This window comes from Clostridium sp., from assembly GCF_050717515.1.
Classification (GTDB): Bacteria; Bacillota; Clostridia; order Clostridiales; family Clostridiaceae; genus Clostridium_AD.
Window position 1 is genome coordinate 91066 of sequence record NZ_JBOITL010000028.1, and the last position, 19294, is coordinate 110359.

Sequence of the window (19294 nt, forward strand, 5' to 3'; positions counted from 1 at the left end):
TGGCTAAAACATCATTTCCATTTTAAAACGCTCTAAATATATCCATATACCATATTTTTCATATATTATGTAATCTTCAGGAAGTATTTTCTTTATAAATCCAAGCCATTGAATCAAAATATTTTTTATAATATTTTCTTCAACTTTATGCTTAAGATTTTTATAGGTGTATACAGTATAAGAGAATATGCTAGTAAAACATATTACTAAAAACATTAACTGAATTAAATTTATTAAGTTATAATTCAACCTATACGCCCCCCACCTATTATTTTAAAACATTGTATCACAATTGCCATCCAGGTTGCAAGTGGCAAGTTTACCAGTTATTCCTTTGACTCTACCTTCTTTTGCTGGAACATTCTATATTTTTAATACCATTAAAAATTCTCCATTAATATCTAATTCTCCATTAAATCTAAAATTAAATTCTTCATATAATTTTTGCGCCTTATCATTATCTTTTAAAATACTCAAATAAATTTCATCACATTTATACTCCGCTATAATGTGATTTATTAATAGCTTAAGTGCAAGCTTACCGTAACCTTTCCCTTGATGATTTCTATCAATCATAAGTCTATCAAGCCATACACGTTTTTCACAATGAAAATACCCATACATTGCAAATCCAATAATATCATCATTGTTGTATATAGCCACTGGCCTCCACTGCTCTCCTGTTTTCGATTCTTCTAAAGAAATTTTATTACTTTCAATAAAGTTTTTCTGACTTTCTTCTACTGATAGTAATATTACCTTTTTGTAATTTTCACTTGTTACTTTTTCAAAATATACATTCATACATTATTCCCTCCAGGATTTCAGACAAAGCCTTGTGAATTACTTACCACCTACTTCAGTCTTCACCCATATAGTCAACTTAATAGAGTATACACCTAGTGCCACCCACGTGACAAGTGGCACGTGGGTGGCACGTTTATATTAAAACGGTTTCAATGTTCCATTAAAAATTAGAATTAGAGAAATTACCGCTAGTATTACTAATATAGCAAATATTACTTTATCTTTACTATTATTAAGATACTTTTTGCCTTGTTCTTTTTTAGCTCTTATATATACAAAAGTTCCTGGAACATATAAAATTGCAGTGATGAGTAAATATGAGAACCCACTGGCATACATAAGCCAAATCCCATAAACCGAAGCTAGTAAAGCAACAAATCTACTTAATATTAAAGACTTTTTATTATCCATTTCAAAGGTTTCTTTTCTTAAAGTAAGTTTTAAGAAATAAAGGGCACTAAGAAGGTAAGGCACCAAAATCATACTAGCTGATAAGGTGTAAAAAATTTGATAAGTGCTTGAATTGAAATAAGTTACCACCAAGAAAATTTGAATAATTCCATTTGTTAATAATAAAGATGTAATTGGTGCTCCATTTTTGTTTTCTTTTGCAAATATTTTAGGGAAAACTCCATTCTTAGCTGCTATAAATGGACACTCTGCAGCAATTATGGTATACCCAAGAGTAGCACCAGCAAGTGAAAGAATAACTCCTATATTTACAAGTATTGCACCCCACTTACCTACTACAGATTCAAGGATAAAGGCCATAGGTGGATTCCCAAGTTTAGCAAGTTCCGCTCTTGGCATTACACCCATACTCAATAAGGAAACCATGATATAGATAGCTAAAACACATAAAAATGCAGTCATTGTTGCTTTTCCAACATCTTTAGACCTCTTAGCTCTTCCTGATATTACTACTGCTCCTTCAATTCCTATAAAAGACCAAACAGTAGTTACCATAGTAGCTTTAATCTGATCTACAAAAGCAATGCCACCTTGTTCACCCCAAAAATTATTTGTAAATATGCTAAAATCAAAAGCTCTTATAAATATTACTGCTAATATAAATACAAAAATAGGCATGATTTTACTTATGGTTATTACAAGATTTACCCCCGCCGCTTCTTTAACTCCTCTTGATACTAAGTAAACCATGAACCAAATTATTAAAGATGCACAAATCATAGAAGGTATGTTATTCCCCTCTCCGAAAACAGGAAAAAAATAACCTATAGCCGCAAACATTAAGGAGGCATAGGATACGTTGGCAAGTAGTGCACTAATCCAATAACCCCACGCAGAGTTAAATCCTACATACTCTCCAAATCCTTCTTTTGCATAGGTGTATATACCACCTGTTAGCTCAGCTTTTCTTTTGTTTAGCTCAAAAAAACATCTACTTAATGCAAACATACCAATACCACATATAATCCATCCCACAATTACAGCTGCTGTGTTAGCACCATTGGCAGCCATATCTCCTGCCATGCTGAATACTCCACCACCAATAGTTGCCCCAATAGCAACGGCTGTAAGTCTAATATAATTTAAACCTTTAGGATTTTCCATTATTATATACTCCCCTCCACTTTAAAATCTTAGAGATAAACAGCTCAAACCACCATCTAGTTTTCTAAACTCAGATGTATCAACTACATGTACAATGTAACCTAAATCTTCAATGGACTTTCTTGTATTTTCATAACCCTCTGGCACAATCACATGGCCGTTAACCCAAATACAATTTGCTGAATAACTTTCCATCTCATCTATGATAACTTTATTAAAGGAACTAAAAATTGGACTATAAGCAAACTCTCCTGCAACTAATAAATTGTTGTTTTCTAAGTAAGCAAGTCCAGTTTTTAAATGTAATACCTTTTCAAGTGGCACAATAGATCCACTTAGATCATACTTGTTTAGTATGTTAATCATTTGTTTTGCTCCGTCATAATTAGTTCTTGCAGATAATCCAATGTAAAAGTGATCTCCCACCATCATAATGTCACCAGCCTCTATAGTTCCTGGTGCTTCAATACTTTCTATGTTTACATAAAATTTTTCTAGAGTTTCTCTTAAACCTACTATCTCTCCTCTTCTTGAAATGGCACCTGGTCTTGTTATAATGGCGCAGCTCTTTGTTAAAAGTGCCACATCTTCTATGAAACAAGAATCAGGATAACTTTCATCAGCCTCAAGCACTGTAACTTCTACTCCACATTTTTTTAATGTTTCAATGTAGGCTTCATGTTGCTGCACAGCTAACTTAAAATTAGGCTTGCCCAAATCAACACTAGAAAGACCAAGGATCATGCTTCTACAAGGTTTCTTAACTATTACATTCTTAAATATTTTTATCCCCCCCTTCTTATCTTTTAATATAAATATATTCTATGATTTTTTAATTTATTCAATATAAAGATATATAAAGTCACTAAAGCTGTTGTCCTTGGTTTTAAAAGGATTTTTTACATAAATGGAGAATTAACTATTAATGGATAATTATAAATATTTATACTAATATTTGAAAATAACCAAGTGTTTAATTTATTTACATAGGGAAGGAGAATAATTTATGAAACAACTATGCGTCATTTCAGACATACACTCAAATTTCACAGCATTAAACATATTTTTAGAATATATAGAAAAAATTTATGATATTGAGTATATATTAAATCTCGGAGATTTTCTTGAGGATTATATTAAAGATGGTGATGATGTATGTGGAGTTTTTGATACGGTAATTTATGATAAGAAATTTATAAATATAATAGGAAATACAGAATTCAACTTAATATATAAAGATTTAGGAGATGGCTTGAATTATGAAGGCGATAAACTGCATGAAGTGCAGATACAGGAACTATTAGGACAAGAAAGAATAAAAGATTTAAGAAAAGTCCCTTTATCAAAGTCTGTTGAACTATATGGAAAGAAATTCTTTTTGGCCCATGCAGATAACGAATATGGTACTTACAACTTAATTGATTTAGTCCAAGTTATTAGGCAGTATTCCTTAGATGAATTTTCAGAACAAGATAAGATATTAAATATAAATGAACATGACTACATATTAGTTGCTGATAATCATATACAACAAATGCAGCAAAGTGCACATTATACATTTATAAAGCCAGGAGCAATAGGTGCTTTTGATCAAGATTATACTATCAGATTTGCAATCATTGAAATTGATGAAAATGAGGAGAATGTTAATTTTAAAAATTTAAAACATGATGTATCTAAAGTATATGCTGGAAAAGATTTTTTTTGGGTTTCCATATCTAATATATATGATACCAATGTAATTCCTATGAACTTTTCATTTTGGAAACCTGTGATGGAGCACTTCGTAAAAACAAATAAATATATTGAGTTTGGATGTTGGAAAACAGATGCAAAGATAATTGAAGAACTTTCATGTAATTTAAAAAACTTCGAAAAAGAAATAATGGAAAATCAAATATTTTTCAAAGGAGAAATAAATGAACAAGCTATAAAAATATTGCTTAATGATTACTTGGAGGATGGTGCAATTAAATGGTTCGATGTAAATTTATATGATGAAGAAAACAAAATGCAATTTACATCAAGTCACTATGGAAAAGAAACATATATAATGGAAGCAACAGTAGAAGAAGTAGGTCTTATCAAAGCTTCAATTAATGAAAAAAGAGTATGTATGAGAATTAGTTAGAATAATAACATGATTAGATATATTTTCATACACATAAAAAAGCGACTTCTAAGCCGCTTTTTTTGATTTTGATATAAGCTCAGTAACATATCCCATAGGACATACTTGACACCAACTTCTTGGCTTAAAAACAACTCCCATTATAGCTCCTAGCGCTAATGATGCTGTCATAAATCTAAATAAGGCAAAACCTATTCTATATATATTAGGGCCTGCATGATACATTGAAAAACTAAATAAAGTTATCATTATAGTCAATAACACTTTTTTACCATGTTTTCTAATTGCTACTGGAAGAGTATTATTGAAACTAATTTCTTTTAAGAATTTTTGTAATATAGAACCTCTAGGACAATAATGTGAACAATGAATTTTACCTCTTCCTTTTAAAGCATGATACATCGGCATAGTCATGCATAAAATTCCAAATAATCCAAACCTAATATCCAATATTGAAAGTAAAATAAATGAAACCATTATAATCCATGACCAATTTTGATGTGATTTTTTCTTTGCCATAAATACCTCCCGGGAGTATAATTAATTCTACTTTATTATACCTACCAGGGGTACATATGTCAACATGAAATTTATAACTTCTTCTACTTATTTTCCTGTTAAATCAGCTTTTTAATCTCAAACCAAACCATAGTCCCCCTTCCTTTTGTACTCTCTACCCCATATTCAAATTCATGTGATTCCAGAATAGTCTTTACAATAGTAAGCCCAAGACCAGTACCTGTGGATTTTATCCCCTCTATTTTATCTGTTTTATAAAATCTGTCCCATATATGCTTTAGGTCTTCTTCTGAAATACCTATTCCAGTATCTGAAACTTCAATTTTGATGTTTTTTTCATTTTCTATTGCTCTTATATTAATATGTCCAGGTTTACCCGTATGGTTAAAGGCGTTATTTACAAGGTTATACATAACCTGTTCTATTCTTATTTCATCGCCTTCTACTATTGCATCTACATGATTTTCAAGAACTATATCCACTCCTGTTTTCTCGCTTAAAATCTGGAATTTCATTATAATTCTTTCCAAAAGCTCATTTATCTTAAATTGGGTTTTATTTAAATTAACATACCCAGCCTGTATTTGAGATAAATTAAGAATGTCATCAACAATTCTAGAAAGCCTTTCTGTTTCCTCTATGATAATTTCAAGCTGTTTATCTCTTTTTTCTGCCACATTCCCTGTAACATCTCTAATGGTCTCCGCATATCCACGGATAAGACTTAATGGAGTACGTAATTCATGAGATACATTAGCAATCAAGTCCTTTCTAAGTTGCTCAATTTTCGATAATTCTCCCCCCATATAATTAATAGTGGATGCTAGTCTGCCGATTTCATCCCTACCTTTTGATTTAATTTTAACTGAAAAATTACCTGAAGCCATGACTTCGGAGACTTTTGTAATTTCAAGTATAGGTTTAGTGAAACTTTTAGACAAGAAATAAGCAAATACTAGCGCTGTAAAAAGAAGAATTAATGTGATATAAAATAGCTGTACTTTCAATATTGAAACAGTATCTTTTACAGGCGCTAAGGGAAGACTTATAAGGAGCCCCCCTTTAAATTCACTTCCTGCTTTAAGAGGTAATCCAATAAGTATAAAAGTATTATGGAATTTAGGGTGAATTAAAGATAAAGTTACTTCCTTTCCCGCTATAATATCATTAATAGCTTCACTCCTTGAACTATTCATCATCATCATAGGCATCTGAGAACTTCCACCATTTGAGCCTATGCTATATAGCGTTTCTCCCTTTGAATCCAATAATTCTACGTTTGAATTGGTTTCACTGGCAAATGGCTCTAAAACGCTTTCAAAATCTTCCCTTCCATCCACGTCTAACCTATTAAGGATAGAATAACCTTTATTTTTCACATCTGAAATTTTTATTCCTGTATAAAACTTTTCTAGAAATATAATTTGGAAAAGCCATAACATAACAAGCATTACAAGAACAAGTGCTATCATCCCTGACCATAGTTTAAGTGCTATGCTTTTCATTTCTTTCCACCCACCTCAAATTTATATCCTGTTCCCCAAACTGTAACAATAAATTTCCTATATTCCTTTATACTTTCACGGAGCATTTTTATATGTGTATCTACAGTCCTGTCATCACCAATAAAGTCATAACCCCAAACCTCATTAAGCAGCTGCTCTCTAGAATATACTCTATTAAGATTCTTAGAAAAAAAGGCAAGTAAACTATATTCTTTAGGCGTAAGTGTAACAATATTACCATTTACATAGGTATTTCTTGAATCAAATTCTATGACAAGCCCCTCATAAGTAACTGTATTTTCTTTTTTAGCTTCAATGCCCGTACCAGAACTTCTTCTTATTATCGCTTTCATCCGTGCAAGAAGTTCTTTTGGGCTGAAAGGTTTCACTATATAATCATCCACCCCCAGCTCAAAACCGAAAAGTTTATCATACTCTTCTCCCCTTGCAGTAAGCATAATTACAGGAACATTAGATGCCTTACGTATTTCCCTACATACGCTCCAACCATCTATTTTAGGCATCATAACATCTAATATAATCAATGAATATTTATTCTGGCTAAATAGCTCTAATGCTTTTACACCATTGGCCGCTTCATCTATATCATATCCCTCTAGGCTGGTATATTCTTTTATCATATCTCTTATACGTTCCTCATCATCAACTAGGAGTATTTTCTCATTATGCATATAAATCCACCTCTTCTTTTAAACACTATTATACTATAATTTGCCCCCATATAATGCTCTGCATGTTAATATTAACTGCATACAAAAAAGCTGCTAAAATATACTTTTATACATTTTAGCAGCTTACCTTCTTATTTAATACAAATAATCACCATTCCAAATATTCAATCCTAGCAGTTCCACTTGGATGAATGTGTTTTCCTACTTGCCACTTGCCACGTGGGTGGCACCTATTTTTTATGATTATAACAATATGTCCTTCTTTTTAATTACAACCACGTTAGCAATTAAAGCTAAAATAATATACACTATTGCGCTTATAATAAGTTTTAGTATACCCATATTGGGATCATTTCCTACTAAATCAAAAGCCAGTAGTCCTCCAGAGAAAGTGTAGTACATAGCATTTTTTATGCCCATATCTATAAATATCATAATGAAATATATTCCTATTCCAGCACCTATCATAGCACCAGTACCTTTTATAAACATAGCAATTAAACTCATTATCATAGAGAAGGATATTAGTGGTAAAATCAAAACAGCATATAATTTTATATTAGTAATTAGTGAGTCAAAGGCTGTGTTTCTATCTCCAAATCCAAAGAAAAGTATTCCTATAATATAGCAAGCTATAAATGAAAATATAATTAAAACTGCTGAATATAGTGCAATGAACGCTAGTTTTCCAATGATTAAGTCTTTCTTTTTTATTGGTGTTAACAATGAAAATTTCATAGTTCCTTGAGCGTAATCTTCAGAAAAAATTTCTGCTACAATTATTATCATAAAGATTGGTAAAAGTGGTTTGATGAGAATTCCATTCAATGAACTTTTTAAAAATGTTTGCACACTTAAACTTACAGAACTATTTTCAGCTTTAAAGGATATTCTTACTATAGCCATTAATATTACTGATGAAAGTATGGACAGTAATATTATATAAAACTTATTTGCACTAATTATTTTTATAATTTCGTTTTTTAATACAGTACATTTAGATGATGATTTAAGCATATTTTTTTCCTCCTTCAGTAACCTTTAGAAAATAATCTTCAAGAGATGAATTTTTAAGAATTAAATTGTCTAAGGTTATATCATTTAATACTAATATTTTATTTACAGTGTTAAAGCTATTTTTGGGAACTGTAGCAATTAAACCTTTTTCAAAGTTCTTAATTTTACAAGGGATATCCAAAGAATTTAATAATTTTGATGCTTTTTCTTTAGCTTTGGTATGAATTTCTATAATTTCTTCATCAGCAGCTAAAAGTTCATCTACATAGTTTTCAACTATAAGTTCACCATTATTTATAATAGCTACTCTGTTACAAATTGCTTGTATTTCACTTAATATGTGAGAGGATATAAAAAATGTTACATTGTATTTTGTTGAAAGTTCTTTAATTAAATTTCTAATATCCTTAACACCTTGGGGATCCAGCCCGTTTGTTGGTTCATCTAAAATTACTATATTAGGATTATTTAAAAAAGCCCTAGCAATACCAAGTCTTTGCTTCATTCCAAGGGAATAAGCTGAAACCTTTTTAGTAGCTGCACTCGTCATTCCCACCATTTCTAATACTTCATTAATTCTGCTTTTAGGAAGTCTATATAGATTAGCTATTAATACAAGATTTTTATATCCCGATAGGTTTTCATAAAACTTAGGTGTTTCCACCATAGCTCCAATTTTTTCAAGAGCTTTTTCTCTATGAGTTTCTATATCATATCCATTTATAGTGATTTTGCCCTTTGTAGACTTTACAAGACCTAGCATCATCTTGATAGAAGTACTTTTACCTGAGCCATTTGGTCCTAAGAAACCATAAACATCACCTTCATATACCTTTATATTTAAGTTATTTACTGCAGATTTTTTATCGAAATCTTTTTTTAAATTAGATGTTTTTATTAAAATTACATTTTCCATATTATTCACTCCTTATTTAATTAATTTTCAGAAGGGAAATCCAATAATTTGATAGGTGCAACTAATATCCTACCGAAATCTTTGGTAGTATTTTAAATTTACTTCTGAATCAGTTAATCTTTATGTGAATATAATATCAAGAAAATAGGATGAATGAAGGTGGTATTTCGTAAGTAGTGGGTTTGTGTTCATATAAGGTGAATATTTTTTTATTTACATTACGGTTATGAAGGAAGAAGCTACGATTATGAAATACAGTTATTTTTTATCCACAATTCATTAATAAACATATTATCTTCAATTAAAGTGTTTAATAAAACATTAGGGTATTTTTTATCTATTATTTCTTTAACATTAAACAATCCAATACCTCTATTTGATCCTTTTGTGGAGAAGCCGTCTTTAAATATGTTATGAATTTTTGGAGCTTCGCCAAAGAAATTATTTTCTATGATTAAAGAAATATAATCGTCTTTTTTTATTAAAGCAAGTTGGATTTTAGGAAATTCACATTCAATACTTGCTTCAATGGCGTTATCTAAAAATATTCCTAGTATTCTACATAAATCTAAGGTGTCCATAAATATATAATCTATATATTCTACTATGTGAACTTTTATATCTATATTTTCTGTAATGGCTTTAATTAGTTTTGAAGAAATGAGACCTTTGAGTCCCATTATCTTAATATATTTTAACTTATCAATATTACTGTTATTCCAGTTTATATTCTTGTCCATATTTATTATATTTAAATTAAAATACTGCTGGAGTCTAGTCATATCTTTATTTTCTATATATGAATTTAGAGAAGTTATCATATTCATGTAATCATGTTTGAATTTTCTTGTTTCGCTATACATATTTTCTACAAGGTCAGTGTATTCTCTTAATTGATTAAGTTCTGTTCTTTCACTATTAAGTGCAACTTGAAATTCTACTGATTTATCAAAATAATATACTATAACTAGAATTAATATAACAGATATTAAGGGTAAAATGCTTGGAATTATTCCCATTATACTGAAACTGGTTTTTGATCTGATTATAAATGGAAATATAGAAAATATTAATAAGGTTAAGGGAATACTTATTACTAAAATCATCCTTAATCTAATTTGATTCGGAGTTGTTTTTTTTAAATTTTGTTTTTTAGAAAGTAAAACTTTTATTAGTTTACTAACAATAAAGGCAGTTGGTATCAGTACAGCATTTACTATCATTGCAGGAACATTAAAAATAATATTGTCATTGTAATTTATATGGATATATAAATCTTTAAAGGATAATATAAAATATGTTATATAAATAGTTAATAATATTTTTATAGTATCTGGATTATCATTGTGTTTTATAACCGTTAATACAAGTACAGGTAGAACTATAAGGTATGAGCCTGTGTGTAATACTATAGCCGTAATAAGCCCAATAATAAAATAGTGAAACATTAATTTCTTATTAATACTGTTTTTAAATAACTCATAAATAATAATAGAAGGTACCATGCTTAAGATTAATGGTAGAATAACCAACTGATAAATTAATCCATAAATATAAGTATGTGTATTCACGATAATAATCCTTTCATATATCTAAAAGAAACATAGCACTCTTCGTCATTAATCATTTTTATAGTATTATTCTTCTTGTCTATTTCTTTGATTTTATTTTTATTTACAATATAGCTCTTGTGGCACCTGTAAAAATTATCTGTAAGATTTTCTTGGATCTCCTTTAAATGACAGTAAAACTCAACTTGTCTATTTTCTTCATGAATTCGTATTTTATGAGCTACTCCTGTGGTTTCAATAAAAAGTATATCATCAAGCTTTACATTAACCACACGAGTGTCTGTGTTTATAGTTATACAACCTTCATTATTATCTTTATTAAAAGCTTTATATGCTTTTAGAAGACAGCTATTAACTCTTTGTTTAAAGTCATCCTCCTCTTTAATTATATAGTCCATTGCTTCAACCTTATATTTAAAAGCCAAATAACTCATTTCCATGTGAGTTGTTGTAAAAATTATAAAGCCTAAGTTATCTTTCTCTCTTATTTTTTCTCCAAGCCTTATGCCGTTTATATTAGATTTTAAGTCTACATCTAAGAAATAAATTCCTGTTTTATTATGAGTATTCGTATATCCAATTACTTCATCAGGACTTCCAGTGCATAGTGCAATATTTAGGTCTAATTTTTCTCTTAGAATTGTATTTTCTATTAGTTGTCTTATGTTATTTCTTTGAATTAAATTATCTTCACATATAATTACTTCAAGCATTTAAGCACCCCCAAATTGTTTTTTACTTACAATATAAATGGAATAGCAGTAATTTATATACATTTAAACCCATTTCTCTCTTATAAAAACTATTATACTATAATATACCTACATAAACATCTCTACCATAATAATAATTTTACTGCTGAATTCATCTCTGACTATAGAAAACTGAGTCTTCTTTGGCAAATAAAGACAACCTGTAAACTAAAAACAAGGAGGTAACTTAAAGTTACCTCCTTGCTAAATTTTTTAAGAAAATGCTACTTCATCACTTATAAAGTCCACAGAATTTTTGTTGTTAAATAATTCCAAAAGTTTAGGAATAGTCAACCTTTTCTTTTCCTCACCGCTTATATCTAATAGTATTTCCCCAGCATGGAGCATTATTAATCTATTTCCTATATCTATAGCATAATTTAAATTGTGAGTTATCATTACTGTAGTTATGTTTTTTTCACTAACAGTATTTTTAGTTAAATTTATTATATTTTCAGAAGTTTTCGGATCCAAGGCTGCGGTATGTTCATCTAGCAGCAATAAGTCTGGATTAGATATTGTTGATATAAGTAGCGACAAAGCTTGTCTTTGACCACCAGATAACAAACCAACCTTTTTACCTAAATTGTTTTCAAGGCCTAAAGAGAGTCTAGATAATGATTCCTTAAATAGAACTAGTTTTTTCTTGTTAATACCAGGACTTAATCCAAATTTACATCCTTTATTAGAAGCCATAGATAAGTTTTCTAATATAGACATAGAAGGCGATGTACCTAAAGTTGGATTTTGAAATACCCTACCTATAAATTTTGTTCTTTTATGTTCAGGAAAAGCTGAGATATCTCTTCCATTTAAACAAATAGATCCTTCTTCTGGTAATATTGAACCAGATATTAAATTTAAAAGAGTTGATTTTCCGGCACCGTTGCTACCTATTACCGTAATGAAATCCCCCTTATTTATATGAAGGTTAAAATTATTAAATATTACTTTCTCATTTATTGTGTCTTTATTAAATACTTTTTTAAGATTATTTATTTGGAGCAATTGGCACACCTCCCAAAGTAAATCTTTTTAACTTTTTAAAACTTAACTTAAATTTTCGCCCATTTAAAGACAAAGCAAATATAACAATTATACAAGTTACAAGTTTTAAATCTGTTGGAGGTAAGCCTAAGTTTAAGGCGAGAGAAATACTACCTTTGTACAATATTGAACCTAAAATTGCAGTAGTTGTTGGAACCAACCATGAAGCTTTTTTGAAAATAGCTTCTCCTAATATAACAGAAGCTAGCCCCATAACTATAATTCCAGTTCCCATACCTACATCAGAAAATCTTTGATATTGTGCCATCATAGAACCTGAAACTGCTACAAGACCATTTGAAATCATAAGACCAAGTATTTTAATGGTTCCGATATCAACGCCTAGTGAAGTTACCATTTGAGGGTTATCCCCTGTAGCTCTTAATATAAAACCAAGTTTTGTTTTTAAAAACAAATCTAAAGCTATCTTAGCTAAAATAGCAAATAGTGCAATTATAATTACCGGGGAAATATCATTAGAAAAAATAGTGTTTTGTGAAAATAGTGGTATATTAGCTTTGCCCATTATTCTAAGATTTATAGAGTAAAGTCCAATCATAACTAGAATACCTGAAAGCAAATTTGTTATTTTAAGCTTTACATGAAGTATTCCAGTAACTCCTCCAGCCATCATACCTGAAATAAAAGCTAAAAGTAGTGATATATAAGGATTTACACTTTTTATTAGTGCGGCCGCTGTAACTGCAGCACCTAATGCAAATGTTCCATCTACAGATAAATCAGGAAAATCTAATATTCTATAAGTTATATAAACACCTATAGCCATTATTGCAAATATAAATCCTTGTTCAAGTATATTTATAATTAAGCCATCCATTACTTAGCACCACCCTTAACTAGCACTGCTTTTGACTTTAAATCACTAGGTATAGTAATCTTAAGTTTGCTTGCTGCGACTTCATTTATGGTAAGTGTTGTTTCCTTTAAGGTCTGCACTGGCATATCCTTTGGCTTTTTACCATTTATGATATCAACTGCCATAAGACCTGTTTGAAAACCAAGTTTGTAGTAGTCTATTCCCTCTGTAGCTAGTGCACCAGCCTCAACATGTGCTTTTTCAGCACCTATTATGGGAATTCCTTTTTCAATGGCTTTAGAACTAATGAGAGGCATTGAAGACGCTACCAAATTATCTGTTAGTGTATATAAAGCATCAATTTTAGGAATCAATGAATTTAATGCTTGTGATATCTCATTAGAACTTGAAATCCCCACAGCTATTATTTCTAAATTCATCTTTAAGCCTTTTTCTTTTGCCATATTTACTTGGATTTCCGAATTCGCTTCACTAGTATTATACAATATACCCACTTTTTTGCAGTTAGGTATTAATTTTTTCATTAACTGAAATTGTTTATCCATAGGCAATATATCACTAGTGCCTGTAACATTTGTGCCTGGTTTATTTAGAGATTTTACAAGACCGGATTTTACAGGATCAGTTACAGCAGTTATAAGTATAGGAATATTTTTAGTACTATTGTATGCTGCCTGCGCGCTAGGTGTTGCTATAGCAAATATTAAATCCTTCTTTGTAGAAATGAAGTTGCTTGCAATAGTTTGAGCTGTTGGTATGTCCCCTTGGGCATTTTGAAAGTCTATCTTGATTTTTTCGCCATCTTTAAACCCCTTAGAGCTAAGGGCTTCTATAAATCCTTTGCGAGTTTTGTCTAGTGCTGGGTGTTCTACGAGTTGACTTATTCCGATATTTATTACCTTATCAGAATTACCTTGATTTTTTGTTTTAGCAGAGGAGCACCCTGTTAAAACAAAGGCACCTAAAAAAGACGTGCCTATTACACATAATAATATTTTTTTTGCTACCATACTACCATCCTCCTAAAATATTTAGTTATAAAAATAAAAGCTACTATTAAATTTATAGTCAGCTTTATTTACGTATTAATTCCTACCATTTAATCCCTACCGTGCTACGCTACCATTCTACAAAATACATTATCTACATTATCTACATTATCTACATTATGGTCTTCTTCAAATTTGTTACTACCTCTTTAAAACTTTATAGATATAATATAACAACTTATTTGAAATGTCAATATATTTGAAAATACGACACTTTTAAATTAAATTCTGATTAATAAATATCTGGTATAGAACGATGTGCAAGTCCTATTACAACTTCATTCAAATGGAGTAGTCCTATACTTAAAAATATACACACACTTATATGTTCGCCAGATCTAGCTATACCTATTTTCCCACCTACATTTAAGCCACTGGCTTTAGGGGCAATTTGCGATAGTGCTTCTTTAGTAGCACCTGCTACAGCACCCTCGTGAACGTGGCAATCCTTTATAAGTCCACCTCTTTTAGATGCTACAATAGCACTTTCAATTACCTTTGTAGTAAATGCCGAAAAATTACCACCAATATCTATTGCAGTAACTATTATTCCTTTTTCTTTGTAAGCTATTATGAGCTTTTCTTCACTAGCTCTTGAACATAAGGACATTTTCACAGAAACTTTAGCAATATCTGTACTTTTATGATCCATAAGTATCACCTCTACCTTAAATTTTTTTACTTGTATTATAACATATATTATTGTTGCATCCAAAATTAAAAAAATAAGAAACAATCAATCCAATATAATAGTTAATATTTGTTCATAATCATTGATATAATTTAAATTTAGGGTTATAGTTAAGTAAATAAGCTAATACTATAAAAAAAGGAGAGGATTACTAATGACAGATAAAGAAAAACAAACTAAAAAACTAAGCCCTGAGGAATCAGCAAAAATAGAAAAAAGCAACCTTGAAAAAGCAAAAAAAGAAGCGAATTTTGTACCACAACCATCAGATTCTGAATTTGATATATGTGGACCTTTAGATTGTGACAAACAGCTTTAAACAATCTAATAAAAGATCTCTTTACCTTAAGCTTACTTAAGGTAAAGAGATCTTTTATTTTTCCCTATGATATTGTGCAAAAAAGTTTATAAACTTCTAAAAAATAAGGAACAATAATTTCAAATTAATTATACTTGAAATCCGTATTCCCTTCATTCCTCCGATAAAGTCCATAATTCTTGTTTTGTTGTTGAAATTGCCATGGCTCCTGCACTAATTGATTCCATTATATCCTTTTTAGTTTGAATTAAGCCCCCTGCTATAATTGGTACCCGAACTTGATTTTCCATACTTTTAATAATCTTGCTTGCAACTCCTGGCATAACTTCTACAGCGTCTGGAAGTACAGATTGTATATTATGTATTCCTGTTTTAAGAGAAAGTGAATCCACTACAAATATTCTCTGTATAACACAAAAATTTAACTTTTTCCCGTTTTTTATATTTGTTGCCTTTGTAGTTATAATACCGTAGGGCTGACCACATTGCTTTATAAATAATAGTCCAGTATAGTCTCCCTTTAATCCTTCTATTAAATCCACATGAACAAATACTACTTTGCCTGCCTCTTTAAGCTTCTCACATATTTTCTTTAGATTTATTATGCTTCCATACAATACAAACACAATAAGAACACCACTATGAATTACTTTTTCTAAATCTTCTTCATTTCTTATTGCTGCAATAACCGGATTTTCTATTAGTAATTGATCTAGGTTTTCCAATAATATATCCCCCAAAAATTTATTTTAGTCCCCATAATATAAGCTAATATAATAAAGCAAAAAATATCAAGACTATGCTACCTTAAATTATAGTTCCCTTATTTTCAACTTTATATTAATAAAATTAATTTTATCACACTGTTATTTTTCTTTCAAGCTTATTTATTTGTTATACTTTTATACCAAATATACAAAAATAATCTTTACATTTTAATACTAACATTCTAATTGAAAAATTTATGGTGATTATATTTATATATACATTATTTGGTTTTATAATTATTTGCTCTTGCAATTGTTTAATTATTATGTTAGTATTAAGTTAAATAAAGTAGAGGCGAAGAGAAGAGAGCCTTGATCTATAGGTATTTTATACCTATTTTTCAAGGTTCTCTTTTTGTTTGCGTTTAGGAGGTAATATGATGTTTGATGTAACTATTATTGGTGCTGGTATTGTGGGATGCGGAGTAGCGAGAGAGCTATCTAAATATAATTTAAAAACATGTGTACTTGATAAATCTAGTGATGTGGGTTCTGGAACGTCAAAGGCAAATAGTGCTATTGTTCATGCAGGTCATGATGCGGATCCAAGTACTCTGAAGGGGAAATTAAACGCCCTAGGTAATGCAATGTATACCGATCTTGCCAAGGAATTAGATTTTCCATTTAAGAGAAATGGATCATTGGTTTTATGTTTTGACAAGCAGCACCTAGGAGATCTAGAAGATTTACTTCATCAAGGACAAAAAAACGGAGTACCTGGTTTAGTTATTCTGAGTGGAGATCAGGTTCGCGAAATGGAACCTAATATAACTAAAAAATGTGTTGCTGCACTATATGCTCCAACTGGTGGAATAGTTTGTCCATATGAAATGACTATTGCTATGGCCGAAAACGCATACACCAATGGCGTACAATTTAAATTTGAAACTGAAGCCACTTCCATAGAAAAAAAATCAAATAATTATGTTATAAAAACTAATAAAGGTGACATTGAAACAAAGGTAATCATAAACGCAGCTGGTTTGTTCTCAGATGAAATTAATAATATGGTAAGCGATCACAAGTTTAAAATACTTCCAAAACGAGGAGAATACGTTTTATTTGATAAAGCTGTAGGAGATTTAGTTACAAAAACTATTTTTCAACTTCCAACCAAACTTGGAAAAGGTGTTTTAGTTACACCTACTGTAGATGGTAATCTTCTAGTTGGACCTGATGCTGTAGATGTAGAAAGCAAAGATAATCTTTGCACAACTAAGGAAGGTATTGATGATATCTTATTGAATGCAGGGCTTAGCATTCAAGAGCCACTTCCTATGAATATGGTAATAACTTCTTTTGCAGGTAACAGAGCAAAAAATAGTGGAAATGATTTTATAATTGGAGAGGCCAAGGATGCTAAAAACTTTATCAATGTAGCATCAATTGATTCTCCAGGTTTAACTAGTGCTCCAAGCATTGCTGTAATGGTAGCTGATATAGTAATAGAAAAATTAGCACCTGAAAAAAATGTAGGATTTAATCCTATAAGAAAAGGTATAAGAAAATTTAGAGAAATGTCAAATGAAGAGCGAAAAGAAATAATTAAAGAAATACCTGAATACGGGAAAATTATTTGTAGGTGTGAAACTGTAACCGAAGGCGAAATTATAGATTCAATAAGAAGACCCCTTGGAGCAACAACACTTGATGGCGTTAAAAGACGTACAAGAGCTGGAATGGGGAGATGCCAATCAGGCTTTTGTGCTACAAGAGTTGTAGACATACTATCAAAAGAACTTAATATACCTCGCTCTCAAGTTACAAAATTCGGTGGGAATTCTATTTTACTAACTGGCAAAAATAAAGACTTACTATAAATTGGAGGAATAAATATGCAAGAATATGATTTAGTCATAATTGGTGGCGGTCCAGCAGGCCTGGCAGCTGCAGTTTCTGCAAAGGATCAAGGCATAAATAGCATTTTAATTATAGAAAGAGATGACCAATTAGGTGGTATTCTCAATCAATGTATTCATAATGGTTTCGGTCTTCATACCTTTAAAGAAGAATTAACTGGCCCTGAATATTCAAAACGATTTATTGACAAGGTTGTTAATCTTGGAATTGAGTATAAGCTAGATACCATGGTTTTAGATGTAAATGATGATAAACAAGTTACTGCAGTAAATACGCAGGATGGTATTCTTGAAATTAAGGCAAAAGCAATTATACTTGCAATGGGCTGTCGTGAAAGACCAAGAGGAGCACTTAATATACCAGGATCAAGATGTTCAGGTATTTATACAGCAGGAACAGCTCAAAAATATGTTAATGTAGAAGGCTTAATGCCAGGCAAAGAAGTAGTAATCCTTGGTTCCGGAGATATCGGACTTATAATGGCAAGAAGAATGACCTTAGAGGGAGCAAAAGTAAAAGCTTGTATAGAACTCATGCCCCATTCAAGTGGACTTAAGCGAAATATTGTACAGTGCTTAGACGATTTTGATATTCCACTAAAATTAAGCCACACTATAATAAATATACATGGTGGAGATAGGCTTTCTGGAGTTACAATAGCCGCAGTTGATGATAAGAGAAAGATAATTGCTGGCACTGAGGAATATATTCCTTGCGATACATTACTTTTATCTGTTGGACTTCTACCAGAAAATGAACTTTCTAGAAAAGCAAATGTTAAACTTTCTAGAGTTACTGGAGGACCTGAGGTTGATGAAAGTATGCAGACAAGTATTTCTGGTATATTTACCTGTGGTAATGTGCTTCATGTCCACGATTTGGTAGACAATGTAACCACTGAAAGCTACACTGCTGGTAAAAATGCTGCAGATTATATAAATGGAATTCACCACGCAGGAGTTGGCACTCCAATTTTTGCAACAGGTGGTGTTAGGTATACAGTACCTACAACTATCAATGCTGAAAATATCGGTGATGGAATAGATGTTAGATTTAGAGTGGGTGAGGTATATAAAAATGCATATATATCTGTATACTTTGACGATGCTCGTGAAATGCATTTAAAAAAGAAAATTTTGACTCCTGGTGAAATGGAAAGTGTTAAATTAACTAAAGCAGTTTTTGATAAATATAGTGAATGTACGAAAATTACTATAAAAGTAGAAAAGGAGTAGTAT

The 19294-nt window shown here is 30.6% G+C and carries 20 protein-coding genes; 4 read left to right on the forward strand and 16 right to left on the reverse strand.

From position 1 onward, the window contains the following. Window positions 1-3 precede the first annotated feature (3 nt). From ACREV6_RS14020 to ACREV6_RS14035, 4 genes are all read right to left on the reverse strand, one after another. Window positions 4-249, reverse strand: coding sequence for a hypothetical protein (locus ACREV6_RS14020; protein WP_431578659.1), 246 nt, complete (start codon window positions 247-249; stop codon window positions 4-6). A 114-nt stretch (window positions 250-363) separates the two neighbouring features. After that, complete coding sequence (locus ACREV6_RS14025; protein ID WP_431578660.1) at window positions 364-804, reverse strand: GNAT family N-acetyltransferase; 441 nt, start codon at window positions 802-804, stop codon at window positions 364-366. 141 nt (window positions 805-945) lie between these two features. Then, window positions 946-2382 carry a basic amino acid/polyamine antiporter gene (locus ACREV6_RS14030; protein ID WP_431578661.1) on the reverse strand — a complete coding sequence of 479 codons (1437 nt, stop codon included), beginning with the start codon at window positions 2380-2382 and terminating at the stop codon, window positions 946-948. A gap of 21 nt (window positions 2383-2403) precedes the next feature. Continuing rightward, window positions 2404-3126 (reverse strand): dimethylarginine dimethylaminohydrolase family protein, encoded by a 723-nt coding sequence (locus ACREV6_RS14035; RefSeq protein WP_431578662.1) that lies wholly within the window; start codon window positions 3124-3126, stop codon window positions 2404-2406. A 262-nt stretch (window positions 3127-3388) separates the two neighbouring features. On the opposite strand from ACREV6_RS14035, the gene ACREV6_RS14040 reads away from it, so the two are divergent. Further along, complete coding sequence (locus ACREV6_RS14040) at window positions 3389-4513, forward strand: metallophosphoesterase family protein (protein ID WP_431578663.1); 1125 nt, start codon at window positions 3389-3391, stop codon at window positions 4511-4513. A 48-nt stretch (window positions 4514-4561) separates the two neighbouring features. On the opposite strand, the gene ACREV6_RS14045 is transcribed toward ACREV6_RS14040, so the two are convergent. The 11 genes from ACREV6_RS14045 to ACREV6_RS14095 form a co-directional block, all read right to left on the reverse strand. Continuing rightward, window positions 4562-5032 carry a 4Fe-4S binding protein gene (locus ACREV6_RS14045; RefSeq protein ID WP_431578664.1) on the reverse strand — a complete coding sequence of 157 codons (471 nt, stop codon included), beginning with the start codon at window positions 5030-5032 and terminating at the stop codon, window positions 4562-4564. A 98-nt stretch (window positions 5033-5130) separates the two neighbouring features. Next, the gene (locus ACREV6_RS14050; RefSeq protein ID WP_431578665.1) at window positions 5131-6537 is read right to left on the reverse strand and encodes a sensor histidine kinase; all 1407 of its coding nucleotides are present in this window, start codon (window positions 6535-6537) and stop codon (window positions 5131-5133) included. Next, window positions 6534-7229 carry a response regulator transcription factor gene (locus ACREV6_RS14055; protein ID WP_431578666.1) on the reverse strand — a complete coding sequence of 232 codons (696 nt, stop codon included), beginning with the start codon at window positions 7227-7229 and terminating at the stop codon, window positions 6534-6536. The genes ACREV6_RS14050 and ACREV6_RS14055 overlap by 4 nt, the downstream gene beginning before the upstream one ends. Window positions 7230-7472: 243 nt before the next feature. After that, window positions 7473-8246 (reverse strand): ABC transporter permease, encoded by a 774-nt coding sequence (locus ACREV6_RS14060; protein WP_431578667.1) that lies wholly within the window; start codon window positions 8244-8246, stop codon window positions 7473-7475. Next, a complete protein-coding gene (locus ACREV6_RS14065; protein ID WP_431578668.1) occupies window positions 8239-9162 on the reverse strand; it encodes an ABC transporter ATP-binding protein in 924 nt (307 codons plus the stop codon). The genes ACREV6_RS14060 and ACREV6_RS14065 overlap by 8 nt, the downstream gene beginning before the upstream one ends. 245 nt (window positions 9163-9407) lie before the next feature. Continuing rightward, a complete protein-coding gene (locus ACREV6_RS14070) occupies window positions 9408-10733 on the reverse strand; it encodes a sensor histidine kinase (RefSeq protein ID WP_431578669.1) in 1326 nt (441 codons plus the stop codon). Then, complete coding sequence (locus ACREV6_RS14075; protein ID WP_431578670.1) at window positions 10730-11446, reverse strand: LytR/AlgR family response regulator transcription factor; 717 nt, start codon at window positions 11444-11446, stop codon at window positions 10730-10732. The genes ACREV6_RS14070 and ACREV6_RS14075 overlap by 4 nt, the downstream gene beginning before the upstream one ends. Window positions 11447-11698: 252 nt before the next feature. Beyond that, window positions 11699-12493, reverse strand: coding sequence for an ABC transporter ATP-binding protein (locus ACREV6_RS14080; RefSeq protein ID WP_431578671.1), 795 nt, complete (start codon window positions 12491-12493; stop codon window positions 11699-11701). Next, a complete protein-coding gene (locus ACREV6_RS14085; protein WP_431578672.1) occupies window positions 12477-13370 on the reverse strand; it encodes an ABC transporter permease in 894 nt (297 codons plus the stop codon). The genes ACREV6_RS14080 and ACREV6_RS14085 overlap by 17 nt, the downstream gene beginning before the upstream one ends. Beyond that, window positions 13370-14380, reverse strand: a complete 1011-nt coding sequence (locus tag ACREV6_RS14090; protein ID WP_431578673.1) for an ABC transporter substrate-binding protein — start codon at window positions 14378-14380, stop codon at window positions 13370-13372. The genes ACREV6_RS14085 and ACREV6_RS14090 overlap by 1 nt, the downstream gene beginning before the upstream one ends. A 271-nt stretch (window positions 14381-14651) precedes the next feature. Then, window positions 14652-15071 (reverse strand): HutP family protein, encoded by a 420-nt coding sequence (locus tag ACREV6_RS14095; protein ID WP_431578703.1) that lies wholly within the window; start codon window positions 15069-15071, stop codon window positions 14652-14654. 193 nt (window positions 15072-15264) lie between these two features. On the opposite strand from ACREV6_RS14095, the gene ACREV6_RS14100 reads away from it, so the two are divergent. Beyond that, window positions 15265-15429, forward strand: a complete 165-nt coding sequence (locus ACREV6_RS14100; protein ID WP_431578674.1) for a hypothetical protein — start codon at window positions 15265-15267, stop codon at window positions 15427-15429. A 152-nt stretch (window positions 15430-15581) separates the two neighbouring features. Here the strand turns inward: ACREV6_RS14100 and ACREV6_RS14105 are convergent, their stop codons facing one another. Next, window positions 15582-16154, reverse strand: a complete 573-nt coding sequence (locus ACREV6_RS14105; protein WP_431578675.1) for a glycerol-3-phosphate responsive antiterminator — start codon at window positions 16152-16154, stop codon at window positions 15582-15584. Window positions 16155-16576: 422 nt separating this feature from the next. On the opposite strand from ACREV6_RS14105, the gene ACREV6_RS14110 reads away from it, so the two are divergent. Together ACREV6_RS14110 and ACREV6_RS14115 are read left to right on the forward strand one after the other, a co-directional pair. Further along, window positions 16577-18016 carry an NAD(P)/FAD-dependent oxidoreductase gene (locus tag ACREV6_RS14110; protein ID WP_431578704.1) on the forward strand — a complete coding sequence of 480 codons (1440 nt, stop codon included), beginning with the start codon at window positions 16577-16579 and terminating at the stop codon, window positions 18014-18016. A gap of 15 nt (window positions 18017-18031) precedes the next feature. Continuing rightward, window positions 18032-19291, forward strand: coding sequence for an NAD(P)/FAD-dependent oxidoreductase (locus ACREV6_RS14115; protein WP_431578676.1), 1260 nt, complete (start codon window positions 18032-18034; stop codon window positions 19289-19291). Window positions 19292-19294: the final 3 nt, after the last annotated feature.

What these genes read in the sequence shown, in the direction of transcription:
- ACREV6_RS14100 (WP_431578674.1), top strand. Translation starts at nt 15,265, where the DNA reads ATGACAGATAAAGAAAAACAAACTAAAAAACTAAGCCCTGAGGAATCA.
- ACREV6_RS14035 (WP_431578662.1), bottom strand. Translation starts at nt 3,126, where the DNA reads ATGATCCTTGGTCTTTCTAGTGTTGATTTGGGCAAGCCTAATTTTAAG.
- ACREV6_RS14095 (WP_431578703.1), bottom strand. Translation starts at nt 15,071, where the DNA reads ATGGATCATAAAAGTACAGATATTGCTAAAGTTTCTGTGAAAATGTCC.
- ACREV6_RS14025 (WP_431578660.1), bottom strand. Translation starts at nt 804, where the DNA reads ATGAATGTATATTTTGAAAAAGTAACAAGTGAAAATTACAAAAAGGTA.
- ACREV6_RS14075 (WP_431578670.1), bottom strand. Translation starts at nt 11,446, where the DNA reads ATGCTTGAAGTAATTATATGTGAAGATAATTTAATTCAAAGAAATAAC.
- ACREV6_RS14050 (WP_431578665.1), bottom strand. Translation starts at nt 6,537, where the DNA reads ATGAAAAGCATAGCACTTAAACTATGGTCAGGGATGATAGCACTTGTT.
- ACREV6_RS14110 (WP_431578704.1), top strand. Translation starts at nt 16,577, where the DNA reads ATGTTTGATGTAACTATTATTGGTGCTGGTATTGTGGGATGCGGAGTA.
- ACREV6_RS14055 (WP_431578666.1), bottom strand. Translation starts at nt 7,229, where the DNA reads ATGCATAATGAGAAAATACTCCTAGTTGATGATGAGGAACGTATAAGA.
- ACREV6_RS14090 (WP_431578673.1), bottom strand. Translation starts at nt 14,380, where the DNA reads ATGGTAGCAAAAAAAATATTATTATGTGTAATAGGCACGTCTTTTTTA.
- ACREV6_RS14060 (WP_431578667.1), bottom strand. Translation starts at nt 8,246, where the DNA reads ATGCTTAAATCATCATCTAAATGTACTGTATTAAAAAACGAAATTATA.
- ACREV6_RS14115 (WP_431578676.1), top strand. Translation starts at nt 18,032, where the DNA reads ATGCAAGAATATGATTTAGTCATAATTGGTGGCGGTCCAGCAGGCCTG.
- ACREV6_RS14040 (WP_431578663.1), top strand. Translation starts at nt 3,389, where the DNA reads ATGAAACAACTATGCGTCATTTCAGACATACACTCAAATTTCACAGCA.
- ACREV6_RS14030 (WP_431578661.1), bottom strand. Translation starts at nt 2,382, where the DNA reads ATGGAAAATCCTAAAGGTTTAAATTATATTAGACTTACAGCCGTTGCT.
- ACREV6_RS14085 (WP_431578672.1), bottom strand. Translation starts at nt 13,370, where the DNA reads ATGGATGGCTTAATTATAAATATACTTGAACAAGGATTTATATTTGCA.
- ACREV6_RS14065 (WP_431578668.1), bottom strand. Translation starts at nt 9,162, where the DNA reads ATGGAAAATGTAATTTTAATAAAAACATCTAATTTAAAAAAAGATTTC.
- ACREV6_RS14045 (WP_431578664.1), bottom strand. Translation starts at nt 5,032, where the DNA reads ATGGCAAAGAAAAAATCACATCAAAATTGGTCATGGATTATAATGGTT.